Here is a 17,162-nt window from a genome sequence, read left to right on the forward strand (position 1 = left end):
GCGCCCCCCTGGCCCCTCAGTCGCCGTCGATCACGGAGAGGGCCTGCTGCGGGTCCCAGTAGTTCTGCGCCTGGTAGATCTTCCCGTCCTTGAACCGGGTCTTGCCGGTGTAGGTGAGGGTGAAGGTCTTGCCCGTGGGCTCGCGGTCGAAGATGTAGCCCTGGTGCGTGACGGTGGTCTTCCAGGCCAGGTGCGCGATGTCGCCCTCCCAGCGGACCACTTCGGCGCTGTAGTGGGGGGCCAGCTTCTCGCGGACCTCGATCAGGCCGGCCTTGATGCCTTCGAGGTCGGTCCCGTCGTTTTCGAGCGCGAGGGCACTCTCGTCGGTGAAGTGGCGGAATTCCGGGTGGATGAATTCCTCGACGAGGCTGTCGTCGTGGCCGTTGAGCAGCTCGTCGATGTAGCGGCGCAGGACGTTTTCCAGCTCTTCCTGGACCTGGGTCATCTGATTCCCTTTCGCATGGGCTCCTACGTCGAAAAAGCTATGTGTTGGCTCGAAAGGAGGGCACCCCTAACCCGCCCCTACCGGCCCCTGCGGCACCCCGGTCCCGGGCCCGGTCACCCCCACCCCGCAACGGCGCAGAGCCGCCCGCGCGACGGGGTTCGCGCGGGCGGCTCTGTGGGGGGTGGGAAATGGTCGGGAGGTCAGACGGTGTTCTTCCCGGCGGGGCGGGCGGGGGCCTCGGCCACCACGGCCGCCTCCCCGTCCGCCTCGGCCGCGCCGGGTGCCCGTACGGTCTGGGGCAGCAGGAACGCGGCGGCCACGGCGCCCAGCACCACCACCCCGGCGCAGACCGCCGCCGAGGCGGAGAAGGACTGCGCGAACGCCGACTTGGCCGCTTCCACGGTCGCCTTCCCGGCCGTCTGCGGCAGGCTCCGGGCGGCTTCCAGCGCCTGGTCGAGGGAGCGGGTGGCGGGTGCGGCCGTGTCTCCGGGGTCGTACGTCGCGGCGTACCTGGCGGCCAGCACGCTGCCCACCACCGCCACGCCGAAGGCGGCCCCCATCTCCTGCACCGTGTCGTTCATCGAGGAGAGCAGCCCGGACTGCTCGGGCGGGCCGGCGGTCATCAGCACGTCGTTGACCAGCGGCTGGGACAGGCCCATGCCGGTGCCGACCAGCGCCATCGCGACCACCATCGCGCCGTAACCGTACTCCTCGGTGAAGACGGCGTACACGGCGTACCCGGCGGCGAGCACCAGCAGGGACAGCACCACGGTGTTGCGCACGCCGATCGCCTTGGCCACCACCGGCGACAGCGGGGAGCAGACCATCAGCGCGACCGCGACCGGCAGGATCGCGGCGCCGGAGAGGAGCGGCGAGTAGCCGAGCACCAGCTGGAACTGCTGGGTCAGCACGAACAGGCTGCCGGTGAGGGCGAACATCAGCACCGCCATGGTGCCGCTGGAGCCGAGGAAACGGCGGTTGCGCACCACCGTGAGATCGATCATCGGGTGGCGTGCGGTCGCCTGGCGGACGAAGAACAGCACCATCACCACGGCGCCGCCGATCAGCCCGGTCAGCACCTTGGAGGAGGACCAGCCGAACCGGGGCTGTTCGATCACCCCGTAGACCAGCGCGGTGACACCGACGATCGAGAGCACCGTGCTGGGCAGGTCGAGCGGACGGGCCGCCGGGTCGGTGGACTCGGGCACCAGGACCGCCGCGCCGAGGACGGCGGCGCCGACCACGACGACGTTGATCAGGTAGAGCGAGCCCCACCAGAAGTGCTCCAGCAGCACACCGCCGATCAGCGGGCCGGTGACCGCGCCGAGCGCCGTCACCGCACCCCAGATGCCGATGGCCTTCGGCCGCTCCTCGTCGGAGAAGACGTGGACGAGGATGGAGAGGGTGCCCGGCATGAAGGCGGAGGCACCCGCGCCCATGGCGGCGCGGGCGGCGATCAACTGCCAGGACTCGGTGGAGAAGGCGGCGGCCACGGAGGCCGCACCGAACAGCACCAGGCCGATCAGCAGCAGCTTCTTCCGGCCGAACCGGTCCGAAAGACTTCCCGCCATCAACAGGAGACCCGCGAGGACCACGGAATAGGCGTCGACCATCCATTGCAGTTCGCCGGTACCGGCGCCCAATTCCCGGCCCAGCGTGGGAAGGGCCACATTGAGGACGGTCGAATCGATCGAGACGACGAAGACTGCCACGGCGAGCACAGCCAAAATGGCCCACCTGCGCGGGTGCTCCTTGATTTCCACCACAACTCCTCGCGCGGCAGTGCAGTGCCGCTCAACGACGAAAGCAACAATGCGACGGTAGGGACCGCGTGGAGCTGCCCGCAAGGAACCGGAGGCAGGTTAGGGGACCCCTAGAGCCCGAGAGCCCTGGCCCCGGTCGTCCGCGGGGTCCGGCCGGTACGCGCGCAGCAGTGCGACGGCGGCCGCCGTGGCCAGGACGGGGACCACGGCCATGCCCGTCAGCACGCCCAGCCGCGCCAGGGAGCTCTGCTCGGCCGCCTGCCCGCTGTCGGAGGAGAGGTAGCCGAAGGCCTGGAGCACCACGGCGTAGAGGAAGGGGCCGAGCGCCAGCCCGACCGCCTCCCCGGTGGAGAACAGCCCGGCCAGTACGCCCCCTTGCCGGGTCCCGGTACGAGCCGTCTCCCGCACGATGCAGTCGGGCAGCAGCGCGTAGAGGAAGAGCAGCTGGCCGGCGTGTCCGGCTCCGGCGAGGGCCATGGTGGCGAGGACCGCGGCGGGCGGCAGCAGCGGTGTGGCGAGGAAGAGCAGGCAGCCGGCCCCGAACAGGGCGCAGGCCACGGTGTACGTGCGGTGCGGGCCGAGCCGGGCGCCGAGCCGGGACCACAGCGGGGTGGAGAACAGGTTGGGCGCGACGAACACGGCGACCAGGGCGCCGGCCCAGCCGGGACCGGGCAGCACCTGCGCCGCCGCGTACGGGGTCCCGGCCAGCAGCACGCCCGTGGCGACGGTCTGGACGGTGGCCGTGCGCAGCAGCGCCATGAACGGGCGGTTCCCGCGGGCCACGGCCAGTTGCAGGCGCACGCTCGGCTCGCTGGGCAGGGTCGGGCCGACCGGCGCCGACCGGGTGCCGAGGAACACCCCGAGCGTGCCCACCGCGATCACGGCGCCGCCGAACAGCCCGGCCCAGCGGTGGCCCGGCACTCCCCCGCCGCCCGCGCCGATCAGTGCGGGCGCCACCGCTCCGGCGGTCAGGGCCGCCAGTCCGAGCGCGACGACCCGGCCGCCGACGAGCCGGACCTGGTCGCGTCCGGGCGGTGCCAGCTCGGCGGGGAGCGCGGCGTAGGGGATCTGGAAGCAGGCGAAGGCGGTGGCGGTGAGCAGGAATCCGGCCTCCGTGAGCCAGGCTCCGGCGGTGCCGTGGGCGAGGCCCGCGAACATCAGGGCGAAGGCCAGGGCCATGGCCAGTCCGCCGCCCAGCACCCAGGGTCCGCGGGCTCCCCAGCGGGACCGGGTGCGGTCGGTGAGGCGGCCCACCACCGGGTTGATGAACGCCACCCAGGCCTTGGGGACCAGGACGGCGACTCCCGCGAGGGCGGCGCCGATACCCAGCGTGTCGGTGAGGTAGGGCAGCAACAGGAGCCCGGGGAGGGTCGTGAAGGTACCGGACACGAGCGCACCCGAGGCGTAGCCCGCGCGGACCCGCGCGGAGAGGCCGGCCGGTCGCGGTGCGGGGCCCGCCGGTGGGCGTGCGAGGCCGGCCGGTGGGCGTGCGAGGCCGGCCGGTGGGCGTGCGGGGCCGGCCGCGGCGGTCTCCGCGGTACCGGTGTCCGGCACGGGAACAGTGGTCGTCATGGTGGGTCGCCGCCTTTCGGGCCGTTCAGCCGACTGCGGGCCGGGCCCCGGCGGCCGGGGGACGGACGCACCGGGGCCGGCCCGCGCACCCACGCTCGCGCGCGCACCCTGTATTTCGCTAAACCGGGTGGATCGGACGCAGTAACGGACGTGCAACTAGCTGCCACCGGCCCGAAGTGGCGTGCGGACCGCGGGCTTTCGCAAGCTTGGCCGTCAGGGGCGTATGCGATGCGGGACAAGGGGGACGGGATGACGAATGCGACCACCGTGGACGGGCCACGCGCGGCTGCACCGGCTGCGGGCGGCGAGCACGCCCGGCGGTTCGGCCCGGCCCGCCACCTGATCCACTGCCCGGTGTCCTGGGACCACTGCCTGGACGGACCGAGCCTGGGCGAGGAGCACTTCGTCATCGCGGACCGGCTGCCGGGCGCCCCTCCCCTCTTCCACGGCGCGGGCGCGCACTTCCACGACACCGGCGCGGTCACCGAAGCGGTGCGGGAGGTGGGCGAGTTCGTCGGCCACCGGTACTTCGGGGTGCCCGAGGAGCGGCCCGGCCTGTTCTTCCGGTTCGACCTGCGGCTCACCGACCTGTCGGCCTGGCGCACCGGTCCGCAGGGCGGCTCCCGGCTCACCACCCGGCTCCGGGCCCTACCCGCCCACGTGGTCAACGGGGTGCCGCGCGGGCTGGACTTCGAGGTCGAGGTGAGCATCGACAGCACACCCTGCGCCGCCGGTTCGGCCGGCCTGGTCTTCCTGATGCCCGGCGTGTACGGCAGCCATCTCGCGCGGACCCGGCGCGGGGCCGGCGGCGTCGGCGGCCCAAGCGCCGCCGGTGCGCCCGGTGCGCCCGGTGCCGCCGGTGCGCCCGGTGCGCCCGGTGCCGCCGGTGCGCCCGGTGCCGGCGGTGCGCCCGGTGCCGGCGGTGGCTCCGCCGGTGCCGAGGACGCCCCCGACCGCCCGGTGGTGCCCGCGGACGCGGGCGCGGTCGGGCGGGAGGACCCCTCCGACGTCGTGGTGGGCGAGCCGGAGCCGCTGTCCTCCGGCCGCTGGTCGGCCTGGGTGCTGACCGACGGGACCGGGCCGCTGTTCGCCGACGAGGACGGCCGGCTGACGGGGGCGCACGTCCTGGAGTCGCTGCGCCAGACCGCGCTGCTCGCCGCCGGGCGCAGCCACGGACTGACGGCCTCGCGCAGCACGCTGGCCGCTTCCCGGGTGCACTTCCGCGGGCACGCCGAAGCCGGGCTGCCGATGCGGTGCACGGCGGTGCCCGGCCGACTGGAGCGGGACGCGCAGGGGCGCCCGTCGGTCCCCGTGACGCTGACGCTCACCCAGTGCCGCAGGCCCGTGGCCGAGGCCCGTGCCGTCGTGGTCCAGGATTTCTGATTCTTGAGAGGTCGTCCCAGATGAGGTTCCGGATCCTGGGTCCGCTGGAGGTCGCGGGAGACCCGGACCCGGCCTCCGCCGGTCTGCACACCCCCGGCCCCGCCAAGCTCCGGGTGGTGCTGGGCACCCTGCTCGTGCGGGCCAACGAAGTGGTGTCCGTGGACGGTCTCGTCGACGAGCTGTGGCGCGACGCCCCGCCGCGCACCGCCATGACCACCCTGCACGTGTACGTGTCCCAGATCCGCAAGGCGCTGCGCTCGGCGAGCGCCCGGCACGGCGAGGGGATCCTGCTCACCCGGCGGCCCGGTTATCTCCTGCGGGCCGCCTCTGACGAGCTGGACCTCGCCGTCTTCGAGGACCTGCGGGAACGGGGGCGCAAGGCGTTCGCCGAACACGACCACGAGAGGGCCGCGGTGCTGCTGCGGCAGGCACAGGACCTGTGGCGCGGGCCCCTGCTGTCCGGAGTGCCGTACGGGCCGCTGCTGGAGAGCGCGGCCGCACGGCTGGCGGAGGCACGGCTGGAGGCTCTGGAGCAGCGGATCCACGCGGACCTGCGGCTCGGCCGCGCCGGTGAACTCGTCGCGGAGCTGCGCGCCTTGGTGACCACGTACCCGCTGCGCGAGGAGCTGCACGCCCACCTGATGACGGCGCTCTTCCACAGCGGGCGCCTGGCGGAGGCCCTCCAGGCGTACGCGGCGGTGCGCCGCACCCTGATCGAGGAGCTGGGCGTCGAGCCCGGCGCCCGGCTGCGCCGGCTGCACGAGGACCTGCTGCGTGCGGACGGCGACCCGCTCCCCGCCGTCCCGGCCGCACCGGTGGCCCTCACGGCCGCCCCGGTGGCGGCGGCCGGCAACACGGACTGGCTGCCGCCGGACGAGGGCCCGCCGGCCGGTCGCGACGCGGAGCGGGCCGAGCTGGGCGCCCGCTTGCGCGGTGCCCGCCCCGGCGCCTGGACCGCGGTCACGGGACTGCCCGGCTCCGGCAAGACCGCCCTCGCCGTCGCCGCGGCCCGCGAGGCGGCCACCGCCTTCCCCGACGGCGTCCTGTTCCTGGACCTCGCCCCGGACGGCGGCCCCGCCCTCACTCCGGCGGAGGCCGCCGTACGGCTGCTGCGCCGGGCGCGGGCGGTGGCCGGGGAGCCGTGCTGCTCTCCGGAGCCGGAGGGGGACCCGCTGGAGGCCCTGCGCACCTTCACCGCGGGGCGGCGGCTGCTCTTCGTCCTCGACGACGCCCGGTCGGTGGAGCAGGTGCGGCCGCTGCTGCCGACCACCCCCGGCAGCAGCGCGCTCGTCACCGGCCGCCTGCTGCCCGCCGGGGCCGCCGGCATGCACGTGCTCCGGCTCGGCCATCTCGGCCGGAAGGCTGCCGCCGCCGTGCTCGCCGCGGCGGGCCCGGCCGCCGCGGAGGAGATCGCGGCGCTCTGCGGCCGGCTGCCGCTCGCGCTGCGCGCCGCGGCCGTACAGCTCGAAGCGCGCCCGCACTGGACCGGGGAGGTCCTCGCCGCGCGGCTGCGCGACGAGAGGTCCCGTCTGGACGCGCTGGGGGTCGGCGAGTTCGACGTACGGGCCCGGCTGACGGCCGCCTACGAGGAGCTCCCCGCGGCCGAGCGGCGGGCGTTCCGGCTGCTCGGCCTGCTGCCCGCGGCCGGCTTCCCGCTGGCCGCCGCCGCCGCCGTGCTGGACCTGGCGGGAGCCGAGGCCGCGCCGCTCGTGGAGTCCCTGGTGGACCGGCACCTGCTGCTGGCCCTGGGCCCGGACACCTATGTCCTGCCGGAGCTGCTGCGGGTCCTGGCCGCGGAGCGGCTCGCCGCGCGGGAGCCGGCCGACACGGTCCGGGCGGCCACCTCCCGGATGTGCGCGGCGTACGCGGCCGCCGCCGGGGAGCCGGGCGGCGGCCCGGCGGGCGGCGACGGCCCGGGGCTGTACGCGGAGCTGGTCCGTACGGCGCACGGCGCCGGCCTGTGGGCGCAGACCGTGCTGCTCGCCGACGCCGTGACCGGAGCCCTGGAGCGTGCGGCCGCCTGGGACGACTGGGAGGGCACCCACACGCTCGCCCTGGACGCCGCCCGGCGGGCCGGCGACGGGCACGCCGAGGCCCGGATGCTCCGCTCGCTGGGCGATCTCGCCTGGCAGCAGCGGATGGCCGAACGGGCCGCCGAGCGCTATGCGCAGGCGGCCCGGGCGGCGACCGCGGCCGGTGCACCCGCCGAGGTGGCCCGGGCCCTGGCCGGGCTCGCGGAACTCCGCCTGGACAGCGGGCTCGTCGCCGAGGCGGACGCCCTGCTCACCTCGGCGCGGCGCGCCCTCGCCACCGGCTCCGGCTCCGGGCGCCCCGCCGCGGGACGGTTCGAGGTGCGGCGGGTGGAGGCCCTGCTCGCCCTGGAGACCGGAGCGGGCGCGGAGGCCGCCGGGGCCCTGGCCGACTGCGTGGCGCTCGCCCGGGCACTCGGCGACCGCCGCCGCGAGGCCTATGCCCGCCGCGCCCTCCGCACGAACGCGGCGGCGGCCGGTGCCGCGTCCGGCCGGGCGGTCGAAGTGCGGCCCGGAATCTGGCGCCTGCGGTGCGGGACACCGCGCTGACCGAGGGGGAAACATGATGTCCACGCCACACGCGCAGCGGTCGGCGACGGCCCTGCCCGACCCGACAACCGGACCGACCCCGGGCGCGGCTCCCGGCACCACGTCGGGGCCGGCGCCCGGGCCCGTGGCCGGGCCCCTGGCGGGGCCCGCGTCCGGGCCTGTGCCGGAGCCCACGGCCTGGCCGGTGTCCGGGCCGGCCGCGCCCCTGCCCGAGCCGGCCTCCGGGGCGGCGGTCGGCCGCGGGTTCGCGCCGGCGTCCGCCGAGGCGGGCGCGCTGGTCGGACGGGAGCTCGAACTGGCCGCACTGGAGGCGCGGTTGACCGACCCCCGCGCACGGCTGGTCACCGTGACGGGGCCTGCCGGGGTCGGGAAGAGCCGGCTGGCCGCGGTCGCGGCCGAGCGCGTGGCGGGCGTCTTCGACGAGGTTCGGACCGGCCCGCAGCGACTCGACGGCGCGGCCGGCGCCGGGCGGCGCACGCTGCTCGTGCTGGACGGCACCCAGCCGTGCGCCGACGAGGTGGCCGCGCTGCTGGCCCGCAACCCCGGGCTCACCGTGCTGGCCACCGGCGTGCAGCCGGTCGGGGTGTACGGCGAGCAGCTGGTACCGCTCGCGCCGCTGGCGCTGCCGCGGGCCGCCGACGCCGAGGATCTGCATGCGCTCGCCCGGATCCCCTCGGTGGAGCTGTTCGTCCGGCGGGCCGCCGAGGCCTGCCCCGGCTTCGCCCTCACGGCCGACAACGCCCGGGACACCGCCGCCCTGTGCACCCTCCTCGAAGGGCTGCCGCTGGCCTTGGAGCTGGCCGCCGGACGGATGCGGCTCTATCCGCCCGGCGTGCTGCTGGCCCGGCTCGCCGGCCGGCCGTGCACGCTGTCCGGCGGCCCGGCCTCCGCGCCCGCCCGGCACCGTTCCCTGGACGCGCTCGCCGAATGGAGCTGTCGCTCCCTGGACACGCAGGCGCGTGCGCTGCTGGAGCGGCTGGCCGGGTACGAGCCCGGCTTCGGCGCCGTGGCACTCGGCCGCTCCGACGGCCCGGCCCTCGACACACTGCTCGACCGCGGCCTGCTGCGGCTGGTCGGCGAGGACCACGCCGACGCCCGGTACGCCGTACCGGAACCGGTCCGCTCGCACCTGCGCGGCGTCCAGGAGGACGCGGGCCGCGCCGGCGCCGCGGCGGACGACCACGCGGACCGGTACGCCCGCCTGGCGGCCTCGGCCGCGAGCCGGCTCACCGGCACGGACCAGGCCCGCTGGCTGGCGGTCCTCTCCGCCGAGGCGCCGAACGTGCAGGCCGCCCTGGACCGGCTGTGGTCCCGGGGCGACCGGGCGGGCGCCGCTGCGATGGCGGTGGCCTGCGGTGAGCCGTGGCTGGCCCAGGGCAGGCTGCGCTCCGGGCTGGGCTGGTGCGACCGGCTGCTGGCCGCCGGCGGCCTGCCCGATCCGGTGGCGGCCCGTCTGGCCGACCTGTCCGGAGTGCTGGCGGCAGCCCTCGGCGATGCCTCCGACGCGGTACGCCGCCACCGTTCGGCCCTCGCCGTCTGCAAACCCCTCGGCGACCGCCGGCACACCGCGCAGGTCACCGCCCACCTCGGAGCGGCCCTGCTCGCGGCCGGGGATCCGCAGGGCGCGCTGGCCGCCCTGGAGCCGGCCGTGGCCGCGCTGGAGGCCGTCGGCGCCGCCGGCTCTGCGGCCCGGGCCGGCACGGCGCTGGCCGCGGCCCTGCACGCCCTCGGCCGCGACCGCCGGGCGGCGCAGGCACTGGAGGGCGCCGTGGGTGCGCTGCGCCGGATCGGTGACGACCGGGGCCTGGCCGAGGCGCTGCGGCTGTCCGCCGCGCTCACCGGCGGGGACGACCCGGACGGGGCCGATGCGCTGCTGCGGGAGAGCCTGCGGCGGTGCCGGGAGGCCGGCGAGCGCACCGTACTCCCGCTGGTGCTGGCGGAGTTCGCGCTGCACGTCCTGCGGGTGACCCCGGCCCAGCAGCCGCGGGTCGTACGGCTGCTGGCGGCATCGGCCGCATTCCGCGAGGTCCTCGGCTCCCGGGCCCCGCAGGAGCACGAGGCCGCGGTGACGCAGGCACGGGAGGGCATGCTCGCCCGGCTCGGCTGGACCGCGTACTCCACGGCGTGGGCGGAGGGGCGGGCGCTCGGTCCGGCCGAAGCCGTACGGGAGGCGCTGTCCTCCCCCGCGCCGGCCGCCCGTGCGGACAGCAGCGCGGCGCGGACGTCCGGTGAGGCGCCGCGCCCGCTGACCCCGCGCCAGGTGCAGGTCGCGATGCTGGTCGCCGAGGGCCTGACGAACCGGCAGATCGCCGAGCGGCTCGGTCTGTCCGAGTGGACCGTGGTCAACCACGTGCGGCAGATCATGCGGCGGCTCGGCTGCTCTTCCCGCATCCAGGTCGCCTGGGCGATCGGGCAGTGGTCGTGACCCGGGAGGAGGGGGCGGCCGCCCGTCCGGTCGAGGCGCCCGACGTGGCCGGGGCGCTGGCCGCGATCAGCCCGCCCCCCGAGGTGGCCGCCGCCTTCCGCGCGCAGGGCTGGTGGCGCACGGACACCTTCGTCGACGACCTGCGCCGGACGGCGGCCCGCCACCCCCGCCGGACCGCCCTGGTCTCCCGCCGCCTGCACCGCCCGGCCGGGCACCGGGACGTCGTGCTGGACTACGCCCAACTGGCCGCGTACGTCGAGCGGTTCGCGGCCGCGCTGGCCGCCCTGGGCGTCCGGGAGGGCGATCCCGTCGCCTACCAGCTCCCCGACCGCTGGGAGACGGCTGCGCTCGCCCTCGCCTGCATGCGGCTGGGCGCGGTCGCGGTGCCGGTGCTGCCGACCGTACGGTCCCGCGGCCTGGCCCGGATCCTGGCGGCCTCGCAGGCCCGGGTGTGCATCGTCCCGGACGTCTGGGAGGGGTACCCGCACGCCGAGGCGCTGGCGCAGCTCGCGGCGGAACTGCCGTGGCTGCGCCACCGGGTCGTGGCCGCCACCGCCGGAAAGGAGCGGACGGGCGGGGCGGCGGACGCGTACGGGGCCGACGGCTGCGACGGCACCGTCGACTTCCGCGCCCACTTCCTGCGCACCGCCCACGAACGCGGCCCGTACGGCCGGCGCCCGCCGCCCTCCCCGGGGGCGGCGGACCGCATCTGCCTGATGGTGACCGTGATGGGCGTACGCGAGGACGGGTACACCACGACCCTGCACACGCCGAACACGCTGTACGCCAACATCAGCGGCCAGGACGACCGCACCGGACCGGGACGCCGGCCGGGCGAGGCCTTCTACTCGGCGCTGCCGCTGACCTCGCTCGCCTCGATCCTGTACGCCGTCTGCTGGCCCCTCGCGGTCGGCGGAAGCGGGGTGTACCAGGAGCTGTGGACCCCCGACGGCTGCCTGGACCTGCTGGCGACGGCGGGGGTCCACCAGGCGTACGCCGCCCCGGCCCACTGGGCCGAGGTGCTGGCGGCCCAGCGCCGGCGCCCGCGCACACTGGACTCCCTCCGCCTGGTGCTGTCCGGGGGCCGCACCGGCACGGCGGCCCCGCTGCCGACGGCGCTGGCGGACACGCTGGGCGGGGCGGCGGTGCGCCTGGTGTGGGGTGCGCCCGAACTGGGGATGGGCACCCTCACCCGGGGCGACACCCCGGCCGAACGCGACGGCGCCAGCGACGGGGTGCCGCTGGCCGGCCTGGAGGTGTCCCCGCTGCTCCGCGAGCACGGCGCCGATCCGGCCGCACCCGTCCCGCTGCGCGTCCGGGGCCCCTCGGTCTGCCTGGCGACCTGGGCGCACGGGGCCCCCGCCCCCGTCGCCACCTGGGAGCACGCCGAGGGCTGGCTGGACACCGGCGACCGGGGCCGGCCCGACGGCCTCGGCGGGATCCAGGTGACGGCCCGGGCCACGGCGCGTACCGGAGGCCTGTTCCTGGTCCCGGTGGACCGGATCGAGCGTGAGCTGCGCGCGCACCCGGGCGTCCGGGAGGCGGTGGTCCTGGGCCACACGGATCCGGAACTCGGCGAACGTCCCTGCGCGGTGGTGGTGCCGGAGGCCGAGGACGCCCCGCCGGGCCTGCTGGAACTGCGCGAGCACCTCACGGCCCGGGGCATTGGCGAGGGCTTCCTGCCCATCCGGCTGGAGCTGGTGGGCTCCCTTCCGACGGACGACCGCGGAGCACTGCTGCGGGACGGGCTGCGCGGCTGGCTGGAACGCCTCCGCCCGGGCACCCCCCGCCTCGGCCCGCCCCGCGAGGGCTCCGCCGGGCCATAGGCGCATGGCACGGCGGGCCTGAGTCAGGCGGGGCAGTCGGTCAACAGGCGCGCGCAGCCGACGAGTTCCGCGCGCCAGTGGTCCGCGAGCGGCGCGCCGGCCAGGGCGCGGGCGGCGTCGGCGGCCAGTTCGCCGATCCGGCGTTCGGCGCCGGTGCGGCTGCGCGCGTCGAAGAGCACGTCGCGCAGCAGGGCCGCCTCGTCGCCGAACTCCGGGCCGCCCGCCAGGAAGCCCCGCAGCCTCCAGGCCGCGTGCAGCCGGTTGGCGAACTCCCCGTAGCAGACGTCCAGTTCCGGAGCCCCTGCGAGTGCTGCGCCGAGCAGCAGCGGATGCCGTACGGCGTACCAGCCGGCCGCGCAGCCCCGCCGGCAGCCTCCGGCCAGGCAGGGGCCCGGCCACGGGTCGTCCTGATAGGCCGCTCCGGCGGCGGCGGCCGCGTGGGTGCCGAGCACCCGTTCGACGCGCAGCCGGTCCCAAACCCGCCGGGCGGCTTCGGGCAGCCCGGCGGCGAGCCGGTCGGCGTAGGAGATCGCGAGGTCCCCTGCGAGCACCGCGGTGCCCTCGCCGAAGCGGCGGGACTCTCCGCGCCAGCCGCTGCGTTCGTGCTCGGCGGCGTGGCTGACGTGCAGGGTGGGCAGGCCGCGCCGCAGCGCCGTGCCTTCCCTGGTGTCGGTGCGGATCGACAGGCCCGCGTCCAGGAATTCGAGTGCCGCGGCCGCATCCACGGCGTGGCCCGACCCCGGGTCGCCGCCCGCCGCCAGGTAGCCGGTCAGGAAGAGGGTCGGGCGGACCCGGTCCGCGGCCGTGCGGACCACGGCCGCGATATCGCTGACCAGGGCCGCCGCATGGCGGTCCTCGACGGCCCAGTGGCCGTGTTCCTCGGCCAGCAGGCCGCCGATCCGGGCCTCGGCCCGCTCCAGTACGCGTTCGCGCAGCGCCGCGGGGGTCGCGGTGGGCCGCGCGGGCCGGTCGTTCGTCATGGTGTGCCCCCTCGGTGGGTTGCGCCTCTGACCGAGCCTGCGGGACCGGACCCCGGATTGCGGGCGACGGGGGCCGTCCCGCCCGGGACCGGGGCGCCGTGACACCCGTGGGACGGCTGACCCCTGCCGTCCGGTACGGCGCACCCGGCCGCCCTTGCCATGGGCCTGCCATACGTGCGCGGCGGCCCCCGCCAGCCCTGGCGGCCCGGCGGCGGGGGGCGTCCCCCGGGCCGCTACATCTCGGCGCCGATGAGCTGGAGCTCGACCGGCAGCTCCAGCCGCCGCGTGATGCCGAGTTTGCGGTATGCGCGGGTGAGGTGCTGCTCCACGGTGCTGACCGTGACGCACAGCTTCTCGGCGATCTCCCGGTTGGTGTCCCCGCGCACCGCGAGCGCGGCGACGCGCCGCTCCGAATCGCTGAGCCGATCCACCAGTTCGGCGTACGAGGTCACCGGCGCGGGCACCTCGGGGGCCGGTTGCGGCCCGGGCCGGGTGATGGTGTTGCGCAGCGGCTGCGCCCCGCACTCGTCCGCCAGGTGCCAGGCGGTCCGGCTGACCATGACGGACCGGCTGGTCTCCCCGCAGTCCTGGAGGACCCGGGCGAACTCGGCCAGCGTCCGGGCGAGTTCGTAGCGGTCACCGGAACGGCGCAAGGCCTCGGCGGACCGGGCCAGCATGACCTGCCGTTTGCGCGGCTCCTGGTGGGCGGCCCGGGCGCGCAGCGAGATCCCCTCCACCCAAGGGTCGGCCATGTCGGGCATGGCGAGCTGGTCCGCGACGAACCGCTCGGCCTGGCGGGACTCGCCGAGCCGGTGCAGGGCCTCCGCGGCGTCCGTGCGCCAGGGCAGGGCCACCGGGCGGTCCAGGCCCCAGCGCCGCATGCGCCGGCCGATCTCCAGGAAGTCGCCGAGTGCGGCGTGATGACGGCTGGCGGCCAGATGGAACTGGCCGCGCGCCCGCAGGTACTCCAGACCGGGCACCGAGGCGAAGACCGAGTCCGGTACGGGCCTGGCCAGTTCCTCCGCCGCCTCGTCGGTCCGGCCCAGCGCCAGCCGGGCCCTTACGAGCGTGCCGGAGGCGGCGCTCATCAGGGCGCTGCCGGTGCCGCGCGGCACCAAGTCCAGGGCCGCCAGGGCCTCCTGCTCGGCTCCCGCCAGATCACCTTGGCGCAGCAGGGCCATGGCATGGACGGTGCGCAGCAGCGCCGACCAGGCGGGCGCGCCGCGCCGGTCGGCTTCGGCGGCGGTGTGCCGGCACCAGTGCAGGGCCTGCTGGGCGCCGCCGAGGTAGAGCAGCGTCCGCAGGGCCTGCACGGTGGGTTCGACGGCTGCGCAGCCGGGCGAGACGCCGCGCAGGAAGTCGTCGGCGGCCACCACGGCGGCCGCGGGCCTTCCCTCGGGCAGGTGCCACAAGGCCGTCGGGGCACCGCCCGGCTCCTCCCTGCCGTGGCCGTAACCGGGGAGCCGGCCCTCGTCCCGCCGCGCCGGGCTCTCGCCGCGCGGTACCGGAATCCTGCGCGGGAAGGCGCAGAGCCCGTCCAGCGGGTCGGGTTCGTAACCGCCGGCCCGACCGGGCGCCGGCGGCCGGGCGGGGCCGCCGTACGCGGCGCGCTCGCCGGGGGCGGGCCCGGCGGCGGCGCGCAGGGCCAGCACCTCCACGGCCTCGTCGAGCCGGCCGTGGCTGGTGAGTGTCCGGGCGAGCGCACCGAGTGCGGACGGGCCCAGCCGCCCGGCCCGGGCCGCCGCCAGGGGGGCACGGAGGCGGAGTTCGGCGAGCGCGGGGTCCAGCCGGGCGGCGACGGCGACGGCCCGCAGCTGCATGTGGGCCAGCTCCTCGGGCTCGGTGAGGTGCGCGGCGGCCGACTCCAGGCAGGTGAGGGCGCGTTCGGTGCGACCCGCGGAGAGCAGCTGGACGGCGGCGCTCTCCAGCACGGGCACGCCCCAGTCGGGCGCCGGACCACCGGCGGCGAGCAGGTGTGCGGCGACGGCGGGAGCCTCGGTCCCGGCGGCGTGGAGCACGGCCGCCGCCCGGGCGTGCAGGGCGGCGAGATCGGCGGCGGGAGTCGCGTCGAGCACGGCCCGGCGGGCCACCGGATGGCGGAACCGGCTGCCGTCGAGCAGGCCGGCTTCGCCGAGCGTCCCGACGGTGCGCTCGACGGCGGCCGCGGGCATGTCCAGCAGGGCGGCGGCGGTGCCGGGCGTGGCGAGCCCGCCGAGCACGGCGAGGGCGCGGGCGAGTTCGACGGTGCCGGCGCCGTTGCGCTCCAGACAGGCCAGGACGGCCTGGCCGAAGGCCCCGTGCGGCTCCGGCTCCGGCGGTGGCGGCGGCTTCAGCTCCGGCCGCGGCTCCGGCTGCGGTCCTTCGGCGGCAGGAGCCGCAGATCCGTACGCGGGGCCGTGCGCAGACCCGTACGGGGAGCCGTACGCGGGGCCGAGCTCCTCGAACAGGGCGCGCAGCAGCAACGGGTTGCCGCCGCTGATGTCGCACAACCGCGCGCTGTCCCGTGCGGCCCCGGGCAGGGCTCCGGACCCGGCCAGCTCGGCAGCGGCGGCCGCGCTCAGCGGCGCCGGACGCAGCCGGACCAGCCGGGGCAGCCGGATGAGGTCGGTGGCGGGCAACGGGTCGCCGGGGCGCCCGTCCAGGGTCCGGCCGAGGACCAGCAGGACGCCCGACGCCCGCGCCGTGTGGGCGAGATGGAGCAGGTAGGAGCGTGAGAGGTCGTCGGCGTGCTGCCAGTCGTCGACGCAGATCACCACGGGGGTACTGGCCGCGAGGCGGCGTACGGAGGCGCTGAAGAGCTCCATCGACTCCGCCTGGCTCCCGTGCGCGGCCCGCCGGGTCGAGGTGAGCAGTCCGGTGCGGCTGCCGGCCGCGAGCTGGCCCAGCACCCCGAGCGGGAGCCGCCGTTCGGCAGCCGAGCCGGTGGCGCGCAGCACCAGGGCGCCGACCGCGATGCCGAGCTGCACCACGAAAGTGATCAGTTCGGTCTTGCCGCAGCCGACGGGGCCCTCGATCAGAACGGTGGCGCTCTCTCCCCCCGCACACGACGCCAGAACCGTTTCCAGTCTTTTCAGCTCACCCGCTCGTTCCACAAGCCTCATGCGATGCCCCCCTGAAAGCACACGTTCCGTTTTCCGACACGCGGATTTCTTCTGAAAAAGCCCTCTGCGGCGCACGTCCCCGCACCCGTGCATTCCGTATTCGGGGCCGAGGGGGCTTTTGTGTGCGACGCAATCGACCCGTACGGGCTAGAGCGCGCAACCGGCCCTATGGCAAGCGCATGGCAAACCCGCATGCCGGGTCTGACCCCCGTATGGCGGTACCCGTCGGGCCGGGTGCCGCACATGACAGCAAGGTGGCGGATGCGCCCCCTCCCGGCGGGCACCTCGGCCTGCCCGGTCCCTCGCACCCGACGGCGGCGGCCGGCTGCCGGGACGGTGGAGCTCTGCCCGTCAGACATTCCGAGAGCCACAGGGGTCGCCATGCTTTCCGCTCTGCTGCCGCCCGACGTCGTCGCCGTCGAGGTGCGCTCCGATCCCGTGGGCGCCGCGCTGTTCCCGGAGGAGGCCGAGCTGGTCCGCGACGCGGTGCCCAAGCGACGGGAGGAGTTCACGGCCGTCCGCTGGTGCGCCCGGGTGGCGATGGCCCGGCTGGGCCTGCCGCCCGCCCCGGTGCTGCCCGGCGGTCGCGGGGCGCCGACCTGGGATCCTTCCGTGACCGGCAGCATGACGCACTGCACCGGGTACCGGGCTGCGGCGCTGGCACCGCGCTCGCGGATCGCCTCCGTGGGAATCGACGCCGAGCCCGACGAGCCCCTGCCCGAGGGGATCCTGGACGTGGTCGCCCTGGGTCCGGAGCGCCGGCAGGTGGCGGCGCTGCTGGCCGCACGCCCGGAACTGGCCTGGGACCGGCTGCTCTTCAGCATCAAGGAGTCCGTCTTCAAAACCTGGTATCCCCTGACGGGACGGGAACTCGGCTTCCACGAGGCGCTGGTGGTGCTGGACCCGGACCGGGCCGCGTTCCACGTGCGCCTGCTGACCGGTCCGGCGGTGTGCGCCCGTACGCCGCGGGAGCTGCGGGGCCGCTGGGCGGCCGAGGACGGCCTCCTGGTCAGCGCCATCGCGCACACCGCCGCCTCCACCTCCGCCGGTCCGGCCGCCCCCGTCCCGGCCGCCGCATGACGCAGGCC

The 17,162-nt window shown here is 76.6% G+C and carries 10 protein-coding genes; 5 read left to right on the top strand and 5 right to left on the bottom strand.

From position 1 onward, the window contains the following. Positions 1–16 precede the first annotated feature (16 nt). From AC0666_RS16965 to AC0666_RS16975, 3 genes are all read right to left on the bottom strand, one after another. Positions 17–445 (bottom strand): ester cyclase, encoded by a 429-nt coding sequence (locus AC0666_RS16965; RefSeq protein ID WP_356848545.1) that lies wholly within the window; start codon positions 443–445, stop codon positions 17–19. A gap of 200 nt (positions 446–645) precedes the next feature. Further along, entirely contained in the window at positions 646–2,208 is a 1,563-nt protein-coding gene (locus tag AC0666_RS16970) for an MFS transporter (RefSeq protein WP_478707841.1), read from the bottom strand. Between the two features lie 99 nt (positions 2,209–2,307). Beyond that, on the bottom strand, positions 2,308–3,780 hold the full coding sequence (locus tag AC0666_RS16975; protein WP_478707842.1) for an MFS transporter: 1,473 nt from the start codon (positions 3,778–3,780) through the stop codon (positions 2,308–2,310). Between the two features lie 249 nt (positions 3,781–4,029). Here AC0666_RS16975 and AC0666_RS16980 point away from each other — a divergent pair, with 249 nt between their 5' ends. The 4 genes from AC0666_RS16980 (at position 4,030) to AC0666_RS16995 (ending at position 11,993) form a co-directional block, all read left to right on the top strand. After that, positions 4,030–5,163, top strand: a complete 1,134-nt coding sequence (locus AC0666_RS16980) for an AfsA-related hotdog domain-containing protein (protein WP_478707843.1) — start codon at positions 4,030–4,032, stop codon at positions 5,161–5,163. Positions 5,164–5,183: 20 nt separating this feature from the next. Then, entirely contained in the window at positions 5,184–7,742 is a 2,559-nt protein-coding gene (locus AC0666_RS16985) for an AfsR/SARP family transcriptional regulator (RefSeq protein ID WP_478707844.1), read from the top strand. Between the two features lie 160 nt (positions 7,743–7,902). Beyond that, positions 7,903–10,167 carry an ATP-binding protein gene (locus AC0666_RS16990; protein WP_478707845.1) on the top strand — a complete coding sequence of 755 codons (2,265 nt, stop codon included), beginning with the start codon at positions 7,903–7,905 and terminating at the stop codon, positions 10,165–10,167. Next, positions 10,164–11,993 carry an AMP-binding protein gene (locus AC0666_RS16995; RefSeq protein ID WP_468971172.1) on the top strand — a complete coding sequence of 610 codons (1,830 nt, stop codon included), beginning with the start codon at positions 10,164–10,166 and terminating at the stop codon, positions 11,991–11,993. The genes AC0666_RS16990 and AC0666_RS16995 overlap by 4 nt, the downstream gene beginning before the upstream one ends. 23 nt (positions 11,994–12,016) lie before the next feature. Here AC0666_RS16995 and AC0666_RS17000 read toward each other — a convergent pair whose 3' ends face one another. Next, on the bottom strand, positions 12,017–12,973 hold the full coding sequence (locus AC0666_RS17000; RefSeq protein WP_478707846.1) for a polyprenyl synthetase family protein: 957 nt from the start codon (positions 12,971–12,973) through the stop codon (positions 12,017–12,019). 233 nt (positions 12,974–13,206) lie between these two features. After that, entirely contained in the window at positions 13,207–16,074 is a 2,868-nt protein-coding gene (locus AC0666_RS17005; RefSeq protein ID WP_478707847.1) for a helix-turn-helix transcriptional regulator, read from the bottom strand. A gap of 381 nt (positions 16,075–16,455) precedes the next feature. Here AC0666_RS17005 and AC0666_RS17010 point away from each other — a divergent pair, with 381 nt between their 5' ends. Further along, positions 16,456–17,154, top strand: a complete 699-nt coding sequence (locus AC0666_RS17010) for a 4'-phosphopantetheinyl transferase family protein (protein ID WP_468971177.1) — start codon at positions 16,456–16,458, stop codon at positions 17,152–17,154. Positions 17,155–17,162 lie beyond the last annotated feature (8 nt).

The sequence above is a fragment of the Streptomyces sp. NPDC043680 genome, assembly GCF_056436685.1.